The sequence below is a fragment of the uncultured Formosa sp. genome, from assembly GCF_947500765.1.
Taxonomy (GTDB): domain Bacteria; phylum Bacteroidota; class Bacteroidia; order Flavobacteriales; family Flavobacteriaceae; genus Formosa.
In genome coordinates, this window is record NZ_CANMTH010000010.1 from 114,228 (window position 1) to 131,314 (window position 17,087).

At 34.8% G+C, this 17,087-nt stretch carries 11 protein-coding genes; 5 read left to right on the forward strand and 6 right to left on the reverse strand.

Annotated features, from left to right (window positions below):
• Nucleotides 1-7 precede the first annotated feature (7 nt).
• From Q1B05_RS15705 to Q1B05_RS15730, 6 genes are all read right to left on the reverse strand, one after another.
• A complete protein-coding gene (locus Q1B05_RS15705) occupies nt 8-2,968 on the reverse strand; it encodes a heavy metal translocating P-type ATPase (RefSeq protein ID WP_299781906.1) in 2,961 nt (986 codons plus the stop codon).
• Between the two features lie 70 nt (nt 2,969-3,038).
• Entirely contained in the window at nt 3,039-3,602 is a 564-nt protein-coding gene (locus Q1B05_RS15710; RefSeq protein ID WP_299781907.1) for a helix-turn-helix transcriptional regulator, read from the reverse strand.
• A gap of 33 nt (nt 3,603-3,635) precedes the next feature.
• Nucleotides 3,636-4,160 (reverse strand): DUF3347 domain-containing protein, encoded by a 525-nt coding sequence (locus tag Q1B05_RS15715; protein ID WP_299781908.1) that lies wholly within the window; start codon nt 4,158-4,160, stop codon nt 3,636-3,638.
• 26 nt (nt 4,161-4,186) lie between these two features.
• Entirely contained in the window at nt 4,187-5,425 is a 1,239-nt protein-coding gene (locus tag Q1B05_RS15720; RefSeq protein ID WP_299781909.1) for a TolC family protein, read from the reverse strand.
• Between the two features lie 5 nt (nt 5,426-5,430).
• Nucleotides 5,431-9,180: an efflux RND transporter permease subunit gene (locus tag Q1B05_RS15725; RefSeq protein WP_299781910.1), complete on the reverse strand. Its 3,750-nt coding sequence runs from the start codon at nt 9,178-9,180 to the stop codon at nt 5,431-5,433.
• A gap of 97 nt (nt 9,181-9,277) precedes the next feature.
• The gene (locus tag Q1B05_RS15730) at nt 9,278-9,691 is read right to left on the reverse strand and encodes a hypothetical protein (RefSeq protein WP_299781911.1); all 414 of its coding nucleotides are present in this window, start codon (nt 9,689-9,691) and stop codon (nt 9,278-9,280) included.
• A 459-nt stretch (nt 9,692-10,150) separates the two neighbouring features.
• On the opposite strand from Q1B05_RS15730, the gene Q1B05_RS15735 reads away from it, so the two are divergent.
• From Q1B05_RS15735 to Q1B05_RS15755, 5 genes are all read left to right on the forward strand, one after another.
• Complete coding sequence (locus tag Q1B05_RS15735; RefSeq protein WP_299781912.1) at nt 10,151-13,192, forward strand: T9SS type A sorting domain-containing protein; 3,042 nt, start codon at nt 10,151-10,153, stop codon at nt 13,190-13,192.
• A 112-nt stretch (nt 13,193-13,304) separates the two neighbouring features.
• Complete coding sequence (locus Q1B05_RS15740; RefSeq protein ID WP_299781913.1) at nt 13,305-13,760, forward strand: hypothetical protein; 456 nt, start codon at nt 13,305-13,307, stop codon at nt 13,758-13,760.
• A gap of 337 nt (nt 13,761-14,097) precedes the next feature.
• Nucleotides 14,098-14,904 carry a pyrroline-5-carboxylate reductase gene (gene proC, locus Q1B05_RS15745; protein ID WP_299781914.1) on the forward strand — a complete coding sequence of 269 codons (807 nt, stop codon included), beginning with the start codon at nt 14,098-14,100 and terminating at the stop codon, nt 14,902-14,904.
• Entirely contained in the window at nt 14,888-15,676 is a 789-nt protein-coding gene (proB, locus tag Q1B05_RS15750; RefSeq protein WP_299781915.1) for a glutamate 5-kinase, read from the forward strand. Before proC ends, proB begins: the two co-directional genes overlap by 17 nt.
• Nucleotides 15,677-15,685: 9 nt before the next feature.
• Nucleotides 15,686-16,885, forward strand: coding sequence for a glutamate-5-semialdehyde dehydrogenase (locus tag Q1B05_RS15755; RefSeq protein WP_299781916.1), 1,200 nt, complete (start codon nt 15,686-15,688; stop codon nt 16,883-16,885).
• Nucleotides 16,886-17,087 lie beyond the last annotated feature (202 nt).

A 17,087-nucleotide genomic window follows, 5' to 3' on the forward strand; every position in this document is an offset into this window, starting at 1 on the left:
AATACTACTAATTAATCTTACTGGATTTTAACCTTAAAGCATTAGCAATAACAGATACCGAACTAAAACTCATAGCCAAAGCAGCAATCATGGGTGACAATAAAATACCAAACACCGGATACAACACACCTGCAGCAATAGGAATACCCACCGAATTATAGATTAGTGCGAAAAACAGATTTTGTTTAATATTTTTCATAACGTTATCACTTAACTTTTTAGCCTTTACAATACCGTGTAAATCGCCCTTTACCAAGGTAATTTCAGCACTTTCTATAGCGACATCGGTTCCTGTTCCCATAGCTATACCTACATCACTTTTCGCTAAAGCTGGCGCATCGTTTATACCATCGCCTGCCATAGCTACTACTTTTCCTGAGTTTTGTAAGGCTTCAACTTCACTTAATTTATCTTGTGGTAACATGCCTCCTTTATAATGTGTTAACCCCAATTCCTTAGCTACAGCACTTGCCGTATTTTCATTATCGCCAGAAAGCATCATCACATCTATGCCTATAGCTTGTAATTCTTGAATGGCTTTTTTACTACTAAATTTAATTTTATCGGCTATAGTTACATAGCCTTTTAATTCGCCATTTACAGCTAAAAACGATACTGTTTGTCCTTGATTTTGCAACACCGAAATATCTGATTGTACTTCCGGAGATAATGGTGCTTGTACACTTTCCATCATCACTATATTCCCTAAAAAAACTGTATTATCTTCAAGTACACCTGTTACGCCTTGGCCTGAAACTGAATTAAATTTTAAAGGTTTTAAAAACGCAATTTGTTTGTCTTTACCATAGGCCACAGTAGCTTCCGCCAACGGATGCTCACTTTGTGTGTTTAAAGATGCAATGTATTGAAGGACTTGCGCATCACTAAAATCTTCAGACACACTTTTAACCTGTTGCACGGAAGGTTTCCCTTCTGTTATGGTTCCTGTTTTATCTACTATTAACACATCAACTTGATTCATGCGTTCTAAAGCTTCAGCATTTTTAATAAGCACACCATTTTGAGCGCCTTTACCAACGCCAACCATTACCGACATAGGTGTCGCTAAACCAAGAGCACACGGACAAGCTATAATTAAAACCGCAATGGCATTTACAAAAGCCAAAGCATATTTAGGTTCTGGACCAAAAATAACCCAAAGCACAAAAGTCAGTATAGAAATACCCACCACTATAGGCACAAAATACCCTGAAATTCTATCGGCTAATTTCTGAATAGGCGCTTGACTTCGACTGGCTTTATTTACCATATCTACAATTTGAGACAGCAAAGTATCTTCGCCTATTTTTTCAGCTTTCATCAAAAAGGACTGCTTGCCATTTATAGTTCCTGAAGTTACTTGATCGCCTTCCTCTTTTAATACCGGAATCGGTTCTCCTGTAATCATAGATTCATCAATGGTACTTTCTCCTTCAGTAATCGCCCCATCTACAGGGATTTTATCTCCTGGTTTCACACGTAAAACATCGCCTAAATTCACGGCATCAATAGATACTTTTTCTTCAACACCATCAACTACACGCACAGCAGTATTAGGTGCTAATTTCAATAATTCTTTAACGGCATCGTTGGTACGCTGATGGGCTCTAGCTTCTAAAATTTGCCCCATAAGCACCAAGGTTAAAATTACCGTAGCGGCTTCAAAATACACATGAACATTTCCTGACGCGGTTTTAAACTGATCTGGAATACCTTCTGGAAAAAGCAAGCCAAACACACTAAATAACCAAGCGACACCTGCTCCTATACCTATTAAAGTAAACATGTTTAAGTTCCATGTTTTTATAGAACGATACGCCCGCTCAAAAAACATCCAAGTCGCATAAAACACAACTGGAAGAGACAATGTAAACTGCACCCAATTCCAATATTTTAAAGGCATAAGCTCGTATAAGGGATTATTCGGAATCATCTCCGACATCGCTATTATAAAAATAGGCACCGTAAATCCAACTGCCAACCAAAACTTATGAAGGAGCTTTTTATAAGACGGATCTTCATCTGCCTCCTCACCTGCTACAGCTACTAAATCCATACCGCAAATCGGACAATCCCCTGGTTCATCCCTAACAATTTCTGGATGCATTGGGCAAGTATAAGTTGTCGCACTAGGTTTTAAACCTTGTTCCTTTACCAAATCCATACCACAAACAGGGCAATCTCCAAAAGCATCGTAGGTTTTATCGCCTTCGCAATGCATCGGACAATAATAAGTGCCCTCACCCATATCTTTAGGTTTTAGTTTAGACTTTGGAGCCTGTCCTAACGGATGAATCGTATAAGTATCGCCATCTGCTTTTAACGCCTTCTGAAACGTCTCGATTGGCAAATGCTTTTTCATGCGAATTGTTGCTTCGGCTTGGTCTAAATTTACCAACGCTTCGTCTACGCCTTCTACTTCAGATAGTATCTTTTCAACATGACCGCGACACCCATTACAAGTCATGCCCGATATTTTATATTTATGTATTATTGCTTCTGAAACTTCTTGCAAACCATCTTCTGTATGAATAGTATAACGATCGCCATCTGCTTTTAACGCCTTCTGAAACGTCTCGATTGGCAAATGCTTCTTCATGCGAATTGTTGCTTCGGCTTGGTCTAAATTTACCAACGCTTCGTCTACGCCTTCTACTTCAGATAGTATCTTTTCAACATGACCGCGACACCCATTACAAGTCATCCCGGCAATGTTATATTTTTGTATTATTGCTTCTGAATCATCTTGCAAACCATCTTCTGTATGAATAGTATAACGATCGCCATCTGCTTTTAACGCCTTCTGAAACGTCTCGATTGACAGATGCTTTTTCATGCGAATTGTTGCTTCGGCTTGGTCTAAATTTACCAACGCTTCGTCTACGCCTTCTACTTCAGATAGTATCTTTTCAACATGACCGCGACACCCATTACAAGTCATGCCCGATATTTTATATTTATGTGTCATATGTTTTTAACTTTACACTATAAAATTACCACTTAAACCTCAACTCGGTTTGTATTATTATGGATGATGTTTATATAATTTTGTCGATGGTTTTTCTATTCCATTGTTCAGATGCCTTATAAGTACTCATAGACATACCTGTAATTGTTTTAAACTGATGGGCTAAATGACTACTACTGGTATAGCCCAAAACCTGAGCTATTTCGGTAAATTGTAATTGCCCCAATTGCAACAGCTCTTTTACCTTTTCTATTTTTAATTGAATGAAATATTTCTCTATAGTAATTCCCATGGTTTTACTAAACAACTTACTAATTGCCGAATAGTCTTTTGAAATCCGTTTTGTTAGTACTTCAGATATATTTACATAAACTTCCAACGGAGCATCTAAAACCTCTATAAGTGCCGTTTTAACCTGCTCAATTAAAATATCATCCTCACTTTTAATTAATTCGAAACCTTTTTCGTGAAGATTAGCCTTTAAAGCAGCATACGTTTTAGCATCTATTTCTTCTATAACTACATCTCCTAAAGTCAATTTATACAACGGAATATCCATAGCAGCAAGCTGTGCGGTTACAGATTGTTTACAACGCTCGCAAACCATGTTTTTTATAAAAATATGTTGTTTCATAAGATGTGTCTGTTGTATAAATTATTAAGTATATTATTTTAAAGTACTTTCTACTATACCACAACGCAACATTTTGTCGCCATAATACGGATTGTTAATCTGTTTTTCTACAGCAAACCAATTTGCGCCTCCCTTTAATGCCATCGGACAATTTTGCTCGTAAATTTCACCCGATGCTAAACTAGCAACTAAAATCGGTTTTAATAATGTTGTTAAATCTGAAAACTGTTCACGTTGTTTTGCAATATCAGATTCTAAGGCAATACGTGTTGCCAAAGCTTTAACCTCTGGATTTTCGGTTGTATTTGCAATCAGTTCTGCTCCTTGTTTAGCATCTACAGCATCTGTTTTTACTAATGCTGTTTTTAAATGTAAATAATGCTGAAAAGTAGCCGCTACAGCTGCATCTTTAAATTCTGGACTAGATTGTTTTACATCGGCTTCTGCAACCTCCTGATGTGCTACTCCTGCTTCTTTGGTTTCATTTTTACATGAAACTACAGAAAATAAAGCTATGGCTAATACCGTTATACTGATTATTTGTTTTACGTTTTTCATAATTTAAAAGGTGTTTTTCGTTTAATTTATTGGGTTAAATAATTAATTATTGTTTGTTGTTTATAATATAATTTTATAGATTCTATACGGCTAATTTCATACTTCAACTGAAGGTCTTCAATGTCTAATACATCATCAAAATCAATCATGCCCGTTTCATAACTCTTTAATAAAATATCTTGCGCATTTTTAGCTTGTTCTAAATTTTTAATTTGTGTTTTAAAACGTATTAGAGCCGAATTTCGTTGTTTTATAGCCGTATCTAATACAGCCATTAAATTATTTTTTTTGTCTTGTTTCTGAACTTTATAAGTCTCTTTCTGAATGGTATTCTGAACACTTTTAGATTTATATTTAGAATTAAAAATAGGAATAGACACCGAAACCATAGGCACAAAAACATCATTTCCGCTATGTACTACATCTAAATCCCGACGTTCTTCAATTGCAATATAATCCAATCCAAAACCTAGTGTAGGCGCACGCTCTTTCTGATTTAATAAGTCGGATTGTTCTACAGATTCATACAATTTATCGTACTGTAATAATTCAGGATGCAAATTAGTGATTTCATCTAATTCTAACACCTCCTCCTCCGGCATTTCTAAGTTTGATGTTACTAAAATAACTTGCGATTTATCCCGATTTAAATCTAAATTAATTTGAGTTTGAACGGCTAAATAGTCTTGTTTTAAAAGGGCTATACGTTCTGAAATCTCATTGCCTCGCATTTGTAATTTTAAGACATCTACTACCGAAGCTTTCCCCACTTCAAGACTTGTTAATGCTAAAACTTCATACTGTTTCAAAATCGTAATCTGCTCTTCCAAAACGTCTTGCTTTAAAGTATTTGCCCATAATTCATAATAATTCTGAGAAATAGACATCACCAATTTACGTTGTGCAATCGCAATACTCTCGTACTGCGCATCGGCAAGTGATGATGCATAATTTTCTCGAGCGGTTATAGATCCAAACCAAGGTAATTTTTGTACTACAGAGGCTTTAATTTTCTGATTTCCTGTACGGGTTTCTAACGGCGTTGCAAAATAACCAAAACTAAATTCTGTATTCGGAATCACTTGTACTTCGTTTACTTTTTCTGTTGCCAATTTGTATTGTAAATCGGCTTGTTCTACATTTGTATTTTGCTGCAATCCCACACGAATAAGCTGCTCTAAATCTTGTGCTTGCACGTTAAAACGTATTACAGCACAAAACATTAGTAAAAAGGATTGCAACATATTTTTTTGATATCTCTTCATGTCTCTTAGGCTAATTTGGTTTGTTTTACTTTAATCATATACTCCTGTTTCCAACTGTATAATACGGGAACAATAAAATAAGAAGTAATATCTATAATCATACCTCCAAATACAGGAATAGACATCGGAATCATAATATCACTACCACGCCCCGTTGATGTTAACACAGGCAACAAGGCCAAAATGGTTGTCGCTGTTGTCATTAAACACGGACGAATACGTTTCTCTGCGGCTCGTACTGCAGCCTCTCGAATATGCTTAACATCTTGTGGGTTTTCAGACGCAAAAGATTGGGTTAAATAAGTTGCCATAATCACACCATCGTCTGTAGCGATACCAAACAATGCAATAAAACCAACCCAAACCGCAACACTTAAATGAATAGGATGCATTTGAAATAAGTCTCTTAAATTTTCTCCAAACACACTAAAGTTTAAAAACCAATCTTGCCCATACAACCACATCATGATAAATCCGCCGGCGAATGCTACAGAAATCCCTGTAAATACCATAAAAGAGGTCGATACCGATTTAAACTGAAAATACAAAATCAGGAATATAATCGCTAATGCTAAAGGCACCACAACGCGTAAGGTTTGTTCTGCACGTAACTGATTTTCGTAAGTGCCGGTAAACTGATACGTAATTCCCTTCGGAATAACCAATTCGCCACTTTTAATCTTATCTTTAATTAACTGCTGAGCTGTTTCCACCACATGAACTTCGGCAAAACCATCTAACTTATCGAACAGTACATAACCCACTAAAAAGGTATCTTCACTTTTAATAACTTGTGGCCCTTGCTCGTATCTTATGGTTGCCAATTCACTTAAAGGCACAGGGCTTCCTTGAGCAACGGGAATATAAATATCATTTAAATCGTCTGGACTAGACCGTAACTCTCTAGGATAACGCACTCGCACGCCGTAACGCTCCCTACCTTCAATAGTTTGGGTTAGCACCATACCGCCAACAGCAACTTTTAACTCATTCTGAACCGTCTCTACAGACACCCCATAACGGGCTAATTTTTGGCGATCAATATCAATAAGCAAATAGGGTTTTCCAACTATCCGATCGGCAAACACGGCTTCTTTTCTTACACCTTCTGCGCTTTTAAGAATGGATTCTAATGCTTTACCAAAAGCTTCAATCTCATTTAAATCTTGTCCTTTAATCTTAATTCCCATAGGGGCGCGCATGCCTGTTTGCAACATAATTAGTCGCGTTTCTATGGGTTGTAATTTTGGTGCTGAAGTGACGCCTGGTAAATTAGTTTTTGAAATAATTGCATTCCAAATATCATCAGACGATTTAATTTCTGGACGCCAGTTTCTGTAATATTCACCAGTTTCATCTGAAATTAAATCATCTGCACTAACTTTAAGTTGAGTCGACAGGATTCCTTTTGAAACTTTAGCTGTGTTATACGATTCTGAAACATTCACATTAAAGACTATACGCCCATCTTTCAATATAAAACCGCCATCTTCATTCACTTTATAACGTGCACGTTTACCTTCGCCATTCAACATATATTCCGGTTTATACTGAATAATATTTTCGTACATCGATAAAGGCGCAGGGTCTAAAGCAGATTCTGTTCGACCTGCTTTTCCAACTACTGTTTCTATTTCAGGAATACGCGCTACAGCCATATCTAACTGCTGAAGCACCCGCTTGTTTTCGGCAACACCTGCATGCGACATAGACGTGGGCATGAGTAAAAAAGAGCCTTCATTTAAAGACGGCATAAACTCTTTACCTGTGTTTTTCATAATTAAAAAACCTAGTACCACTATGGTTGTTGGAACCAATAAAAACAATACTTTATGGGCTAAAGCCCATCGTAATAATTGTGAATAATAGCGTTTAAAAAACGAGAAAAATCCAAGTAACCCAAAGCAAATTACTGAAACAAAAATCAAATTAATCATTAAGCTTCTAGACACACCTAGTGGCCTCCAATATTCGGCCAATAAAAAGACAATCGTTACGGCTACAATAACACTATTAATGATATTAATACGCGTTGCAGACCAATTGTATCTCTGTTTTAAAAAACCTATAATTCCAAAAGCAACCAATATGCCCCCAACATAATAGCCCATAAAAACAGCCCACAAACCTAATCCAATTAAAATAATATTAATCACCATCTTCAACGTAGTCTTAATCCGTCTTTTTCGGAATAAAAACGCTGCAAATGGCGGAATTAAAAACAAAGCCACAATAACAGAAGCGGTCAATGCCATCGTTTTTGTAAACGCAAGCGGTCTAAATAGTTTCCCTTCAGCACCCACCATGGTAAATACGGGTATAAAACTAATAATAGTCGTTGCTACCGCAGTAAGTATCGCACCCGAAACTTCGGCTGTAGCATTATAAACCACTTCATTAATTGGTGCATCTTCCTCATTTTCATCAAGGTGTCGTATTATATTTTCGGCTAGAATTACACCTACATCTACCATCGTTCCTATAGCTATTGCAATACCAGATAACGCGACAATATTGGCACTAACATTAAAAATTTTCATAGCAACAAATACCATAAGCACGGCAACCGGCAATAACCCAGAAATTAAAACAGATGCTCTTAAATTAAATACCATAACAACAATCACTAAAATAGTAATCAAGACTTCTAAAGTTAAGGCCTCATCTAGTGTATTCAACGTTTCTTTTATAAGCACTGTTCTGTCATAAAATGGCACCACCGTCAGTTGTGAAATCGTTCCATCAGCTAGTACTTTTGATGGTAAACCGCTATGCATGTCTGCAATTTTTTGCTTCACATTAGTAATCACTTCCATAGGATTGGCACCATATCTTGCAACAACAACACCCCCAACAACCTCAGCACCTTCTTTATCAAGAATACCACGTCTCGCTTCGGGTCCTAAAACAACATGCGCAATGTCTTTTATACGGATAGATTTAAAATCTGTAGACGACACAACCGCATTTTCTATATCTGCTATTGATTTTACATACCCCAAGCCACGTACTAAATATTCTGCTTGATTAATCTCTAAAGTTTGCGCGCCAATATCTTGATTAGAACTTTTTATCGCTTTCACCACATTTTGAAGCGAAATGTTATATTGCTTCATCAATTCTGGATTCACATCAATTTGATATTCCTGAACATAGCCACCAATAGAAGCGACTTCAGACACACCGCTTGCCGATGACAAACCGTACTTTACAAAATAATCTTGAATGCTTCGCAACTCCTGTAAATCCCAACCTCCTGTAACATTACCGTCTTTATCTCGACCTTCTAAGGTGTACCAAAAAATCTGTCCCAATCCCGTTGCATCTGGTCCTAAAGCAGGTTTTACTTCTGCAGGTAATAATCCGCTGGGTAAGGCATTCAATTTTTCAAGAATCCGACTACGACTCCAATAAAACTCAATATCTTCATCAAAAATGATATAAATACTAGACACCCCAAACATCGAAGAACTTCTAATGGTTTTTACACCAGGAATACCCAATAAAGTCGTAGTAAGTGGGTAGGTAATTTGATCTTCTATATCCTGAGGGGAACGCCCGTCCCATTTGGTAAATATTATTTGTTGATTTTCTCCAATATCTGGAATCGCATCTACAGCTACCGGATCACTTGGTAAAATACCTGTGTCCCAACCAAAAGGCGAATTTACGACTCCCCAACCCACAAACAACGCGAGCATTAACACAGCAACTAACTTATTTTCTATTAAAAATTTTATGCTTCTATTCAGCATGATTTAGATATAAACAATTAAACATAGGAAAATGAACCGCACAAAACGGTTCTGCTTTAACTTGTGGTTAAAACATGTTTTTAGTGTTTAAAAAAAATCAGATTAAGAAAGTCTCGTAATCCACTTGAATATCGGAAACGAGTATAGGCGGATGGTAATCCTGAAATGGTGTAACGTGTTTTGGTAACGTTTCAAATAATGAATGATACGCATACACAAACGTGGTAAGAAATAATTGATTATCGACAGTGAGCTGACTTGGAGACAATTTCAATTCATTTTGCCCATCTACCACAACTTTATGGTCTGTACAACATCCTTGTTTGGTGATCGATGATTTTAAAGGCAAGTTTTGCATGCTTTCCATGCCACAAGTTGTCGCATTAGTATTTAAAGCCACGTCTACCAAAGTATCTCCACAATAATGCATATCTACACTAAAAGACAAGGTAGATATCAGGACCACAAAGGCCATAAAAATCGCTATTATATTGTGAAAAATGGTTTTCATACAAATGCAAAATTACTAATTTTAATTCACTTTAATTCATATTAATTTTATTACATCAAAACAACAAGTACATTGAGAGATATTTAAACTACCTACATAAATTAATCCATGGAGTTTATAAAAAATTATTTACGTCGTATGTATAGTAGATAAAACATTAAACATTTATATAATTAAGTTTTTTTAAGTCAAATTTCAAACAAAATAAACACAAAGTATTGATTACAAGTGTTGCATGATAAAATCAATCTTATTTTGTTTCTATTTAATAAACATAAATTATATACCTTTAACGACTACACTAGAGTTGCTTTAAAATTTTCACTTAAAACAAACATTTAAACTAATTAAGTCAACTTTATTTTATTTCATTTTAAAATAGTTACATGTATTTTATCCATGTATTAAATTTACAATATTTTAAAAATGCTTAAAACCTATAATAAATAAATAAAAACAATGATCTCTCACAAACTATATTTAGCAATAATTATTGGCATTGCTTTAAGCTATAATGCTAATTCTCAAACAGGACCTGGAGGAATTGGTTCTAGTGACGGGACTTCAGATTTAATAATGTGGCTGCGTGCAGATTTAGGTGTAGAATCATCTTCTGGTGTTTCTGCTGTAAATAATGACAACATAACAACGTGGGTTGATCAAAGTGGAGATGGTAATGATGCAACTTCAGTCAAAGCACCTAGTTATGAAACAGGTAAACAAAATGGATACCCTGCAATTCATTTTACTGAATCAAACAATGAATATTTAGATATTGATAACGAACAGAGCTTACCTTCTGGAGGTAATGATAGAACCTATCTTTTTGCAGCAGAACCATCAAATCCAGCTACAGGTACTCAAACACTTTTATATCACGGACATACAACTGAAACTTTAGCCAATTATGGTCAAAGAATTAATATAACTAATAACACAAACGAGTTTAGTGTTGGAGTAAGCGGTAAAAGATTTGGTGTAAAACCTGGTTTTTCAAGCTTTAATATTGGTACTATTATATTTCCAAGTGCAGGGTCTACATCCAACGATTTTTTAAACTATAACAATGGAGAACTTCTAAGTTCTTATGTTGTAGATGGAGATAATAGTTTTGGAGCTATAAATATAAATACAACAAACGAACTAGCTTATATAGGAGCTAATCGTGTAGCTTCTCAGCATTACAATGGAGACATGTCTGAAATTATTATTTTTGATAAAGAACTTAATGATGTTGAATTTAATATTGTTAATAATTATCTTTCTGCAAAATACGGTACTACATTAGAATCAAGTATCGATTTATACACACAAGATGATGCTGCTAATGGTGATTTCGATCATAATGTTGCAGGTATAGGACAAATTAATGCATCTAACACCCATAACGATTCAAAAGGTACAGGTATTGTTAGAATAAGTAATCCTAGAAATTTAAATAATGGCGAATACCTTTTTTGGGGAGAAGATACTAAAGATGCTGTTTATAATTTTTCTACAAATACTTCTCTTTATTATGAGCACCTTAATTCTAATTGGCGCGTTAATGAAATAGGAAATGTAGGAAGAGTAAACATAAGTTTTGATATTACAAATATGGATTTAACTGGCTACATGGGCTGTGGACCCCTTCAGTTAGTTGTCGATAACAATAGTGACTACTCTTCACCTACAGTTTATGATTTAACAATTAGTGGTTCTACAGCATCAAGAAATCGTGTAAATTTTTCAGATGGAGACTATTTTTCTATAAGATACTTAGACCAAATTGTTTGGGATGGTACACAGTTTTACAATGGTTCTGGTACTGCTAATGCTCCAGACACCTCTGATGATTGTCTTAAACTAACAATTTTATCTACAACACCAGGCGCTTTAACATTTGATGCTCATGTACGTGAAGTTGAAGTAAAAAATGGGGCTACGCTAAATGTTACTGATGGATTATTACTAGAAGTTGAGGAAGAAGTTGTTATTGATGGTACTTTAGATTTATTAGGAGAAGCACAACTTATTCAAAACCACACAAACGTTACATCTAACTCTGGTAGTGGAAATTTAAAAATAAGACAACAAGGTACTTCTAATTTATATAATTACAATTATTGGAGTTCACCTGTAAATACAGTGTCTGGTTATTGGCAAATAGGAAGTTTAGAAGATGCTAATGGAGTTATCAACTTTAATAGTGATCACGATGCAGACCCAACAACATCTCCTATAACGCTAAGTAGCCGTTGGTTGTATCAGTTTAATGGATTAACAGGTACCTATTCAGAATGGAGCGCTTTAACGACAACAAGTAATTTATCTCCAGGTATAGGGTATATTATGAAAGGCTCTGGATCTTCAGACGCTGAACAAGAATATATTTTTTCAGGAACACCTAACGATGGAAATTATACGATATCAGCTACAGCTGGAAATGATATTTTAGTAGGAAACCCCTACCCTTCTGCTTTAAATGCAGATCAATTTATAATTGACAATCTTTCTATCATTGATGGAACTTTATCTTTCTGGGAACATTTTAGCACTAATAGCAGTCATGTTTTAGCAGATTATCAAGGAGGGTATGCAACTTATAACTTATTGATGTCCCTAGTAGCTGCTGCTACAGCTGACACTTCGGGGTTAACTAGTGGATTAGGATCATCATCCAAATCAGCTCCTACTAGCAATATAGCTGTTGGACAAGGTTATTTTGTAACTATTAATACAACTGGAAATATAGAGTTTAACAACCAGCAAAGAATATTTAGTAAAGAATCTGATGCAACTGATGCTCCTGTTTTTTATAGATATGCTAATAGCTCTACAGATTTAAGACCTAAAATTTGGTTCTCATTTACAGATCCTAACAATTTAAAAACAACAATAGGATTAGGGTATGATAGTGATCATGCAACAAAAAAATATGACAATGGCTATGATGCTAAACTTTTTGAAACCAAAAACAATGATATATATTGGGTATTAAATGATGAAAATTTAATAATACAAGCCCTTGCCAACATAAATATTGAAGATGAATTACCTCTAACAATTAAGGCTACAGATGCAGGTATTTATAAAATTGCTATCGATAAAACGGAAAACGTTCCTACTGATACTAATATTTACTTGAAAGACAACTTAACAAATACATATTACAGCTTAAATACAGATGACTCTGAATTGGTTTTACAAAACGATATTTATGAAAATAGATTTTCTATAGTCTTTAAAGAAAATACTACTTTAAGTACAGATGATTTTCAAAACAGTCGAATTTCTGTATATTACGATCGTACAACTAAAGACTTATCTTTACTTAATTATGAAAATTTAAGTAGTATTAAATCTTTAATAATATATAATGTTACAGGTCAGAAAATTATAAATTTAAACACATTACAATCTGATACAATTAACCTAAATAAGTTTAGTGATGGTATTTATATCGTTAACATCACTTCCGACACTAATCAGAATAAAGTAATTAAGTTTGTGAAATTTTAAAAAAATATAATAAGACTTGTATTGCTGATAATTATAAAAGGTCTACTGATTTTATTTATTTTAAAGCTGTGAAATAAAAGCGATAACATATCACCCTTACCACTCCAGTTTTATGAGTCTAATATTCGTACTTATACTAACTATTCCTTGTTTTTTTATCTCGCGATGGGGTTTAAAAAAGCTAGAAATTGGTACGACTAAAAACCGAAATTACATTGCACTATTCCCGGCTTTAATTTTAAGTCCGTTAATATACATCGGTATTATATTTTTATGGATAGCCTCTTCCTCCTATTACCCGACCTATGAATTTAATAAACGCCAATGGGAAACACATCCAGAAGAACGCTACACCATGTCTGAAGATCTTATGGATAACAAACTCCTAATCGGAAAAACAAAATCAGAGGTCTCAGATATACTCGGAACAGATTTTTATACGCACAATAATAATCATATATCTTATACGCTTGGCTTTGTCCCTGGACTTTTTAATATCGATCCAGATGTCTTAGACATTTATTTTAAAAACGGAAAAGTAATTCGAGTGTCTCAACATGAAAGTTAATTCTAAATAAACTACATTATTAAATAAAAATTCCATTTTCTACACAATTAAATTCAGATTAAAAACATTCAAAATATGAGGTAAATAGGGTTAATAAAACCATCCATTTACGTGGCTTCATTCTATCATATTTTCAACGTTTTTTAAGAGTCTAAAATAGAGTTTGCCTATACCAACTATAAACTCAACCTATTACAAAATTCACAAAAAAACCTCAAAATCACCTTCAATAACATAAAAAAGCCCTCAAAAAAGGCATTAAACTGCTCAGATTTTGATAATTCAGATATTTTAGTAGTTTACCCCTATCATTAATTTTAATCATAAAAATAACGTAATGAAATTATTAGTAATTGGAGCGGGAAATATGGGGTTAACCTATGCCGAAGCGATGTCTAAATCGAAACTTCTTAAAAAAAGAAATATCATGATTTTAGACAGCTCCGACGAGAAAATCGAGAGTCTAAATAAAATCTCACATTTCGACGTCTTCAAAGACCCAAAAGACTGTGTCCCTCAAGCAGACTTAATTTTTTTAGCAGTAAAACCGTATCACGCTGATGATTTGTTCAGCAAAATGGCACCTATTGTCACTAAAGGTCAAATTGTAATCTCCTTAATGGCAGGAGTTACTATTAGCCACATTCAAAACGCTTTAGATTTAGTTAAAGTGGTGCGTACCATGCCAAATTTACCTGCTAAAGTAGGAAAAGGTTTAACATCGTACACAGCCTCGGAAGAAGTATCAAGAATCGAGCTTTTAACAATTGAAAACTTATTAAACACGACAGGGAAATCAATTCAAGTAAAAAACGAGAACTTTATCGATGCCTCTACTGGAATTTCAGGAAGTGGTCCTGCTTACGTCTTCTACTTTATGCAAAGTATGATGGAAGCCGCTTTACAAATGGGATTTTCAGAAAATGTTTCAAAAGTATTAGTGAGTCAAACTTTTACTGGTGCAGTAGACTTGTTTAACCAAGATAACATTTCACCAAACAAATGGATGGAACTTGTGGCATCAAAAGGAGGAACAACTCGTGCTGCTTTAGATAGTATGGACGACAATAATGTAAATGAATTAATAAAAGAGGCAGCATTTGCCGCCTTTAATAGAGCTATAGAACTTGGAAAAGACAAATAAGAAATACAAGCAACGTATTGTCATTAAAGTTGGAACCAACGTAATGACAAATAGAGACAATAGAATTGTAAGACCTGTACTAGACCGTTTGGTGAAGCAAATTGCAGAACTTTACGAGCGTGATATCATCACCGTACTAGTTTCTTCGGGTTCAGTAATTGCAGGAATGGAAGTTTTAGGACATTCAGACATTAAAGACAAAGCTTCTAGGAGACAAGTTTACTCTGCAATTGGACAACCAAGAATGATGCGCCTATATTATAACATTTTTCATGATTATGGTATGAAATGTGCCCAGGTTTTACCAACTAAAAACGATTTCGATCCTGGAGAACATCGCCGCAATATGCAAAATTGTTACGAGAACCTATTATCCGAAGGCGTTATTCCTATAGCGAATGAAGATGATACCGTGTCCTTATCACACGCCATGTTTTCAGACAACGACGAATTAGCTTGTTTAATTGCTGAAATGATTGATGCCGATAAATTAATCATCTTAACAGATATTGATGGCTTATACGACGGGCATCCAGATGCCGACGATTCTTCTTTAGTTGAAGAAGTAGGTATTAACGAAAACGTAAATCATTTTATAAGCGACACGAATAAAGGTGAAGCTGAAGGCCGAGGTGGTATGTTATCAAAATTAAACTATGCCAAACAATCCGCTAGAAAAAATATTCCTACGATTATTGCCAACGGAAAAAGCGAAAACACCATCATCGATATTATTGATGGAAAGGCCGTAGGAACAAAAGTAGAAATTTAAAAAACACACATGAAGTTATTAAAAACCGACTTAAAAAATAATGTTTTACAATCCATGATTCATTTATTGGATGCAAATAGAACAGAACTTTTAAGCGCGAACAAAAAAGATTTAGAAGCATTTAGTAAAGACGACCAAGCCATGTACGATCGGTTGATTGTAGATGACAAAAAGATAGACGGCATGATTACCTCTGTTAAGGAAGTGATGTCTCAAGACGATCCTATTGGAAAAACCATCTCGCACCGTGTATTAGAAGACGGGTTAGATATTACCAATAAAACAGCACCTTTTGGTACCATCATGATTATTTACGAATCACGACCAGATGTAACCATAGAAGCGGCTGTATTAGCCTTTAAAGCCAATAATAAAATATTATTAAAAGGTGGAAAAGAAGCTATTTATAGCAATAAAGTATTAGTAGATTTTTGGCACAAAGCCCTAAATGAAAATGGTTTAGACTCTAGTTATATTCAACTATTAACGTTAAACCGACAAGAAACTCAGGAGTTTCTTAAAAACCCACCAGAACAATTAGATTTAATCGTACCACGTGGTGGCGAACGTTTAATTCAATTTGTTAAAGAACATGCACGTTGTGCTGTTTTAATTAGTGGGCGTGGAAATAATTTCCTTTTTGTTGATGAAACTGCCGATTGGGAGAAAACAAAAAAGGTGATTTTAAATGCTAAGACAGATAAGATTTCGGCTTGTAATGCTTTGGACAAAATTCTATTTAAAAAAGATATTCCAGATTACGAAGCCAAATTAAAAGATTTAGAAGCTGTCTTAAAAGAAAACAATGTCTCGATTTTAGTAGATGCTGAAACGCAAAAAACACTTAAAGACGAACCTTTAATCCCAAATGATAATGTTTGGCGTGAAGAGTTTCTTGCTTTAAAATGCTGCATTGGAACTGTTGATACGTTAGATGATGCTATCGAAAAAATTAACACCTATTCAGGCGGACATTCAGCAACAATTATGACGACTAGTCGTGATAATGCAACTCAGTTTATGGAAGATGTAGACTGTGCTGCGGTATACCAAAATGCCTCTACTCGCTTTACCGATGGAGGAAAAATGGGCGTAGGAGCAGAACTAGCCATTAGTACCGATAAATTACACCACAGAGGTCCGTTAGGACTTAATGAATTAGTAACTAATAAATATTATATTTTTGGAGACGGACATATCCGTGAATAATCTTTAAATAAGATATTTTCAATATAAAAACAAAGGCTGCCAATTCGGTAGCCTTTGTTGTTTTATTAAATCAATGAAAATCCCGAAACAATTTAGACTGTATCCATAAACAAAATATTAAAACCAAAATCACGATTATAAACCATGAATTTTCAGTCATAATGAACGAAGAAGCGGAACTGCACTACGCAGTAGTAAGCAT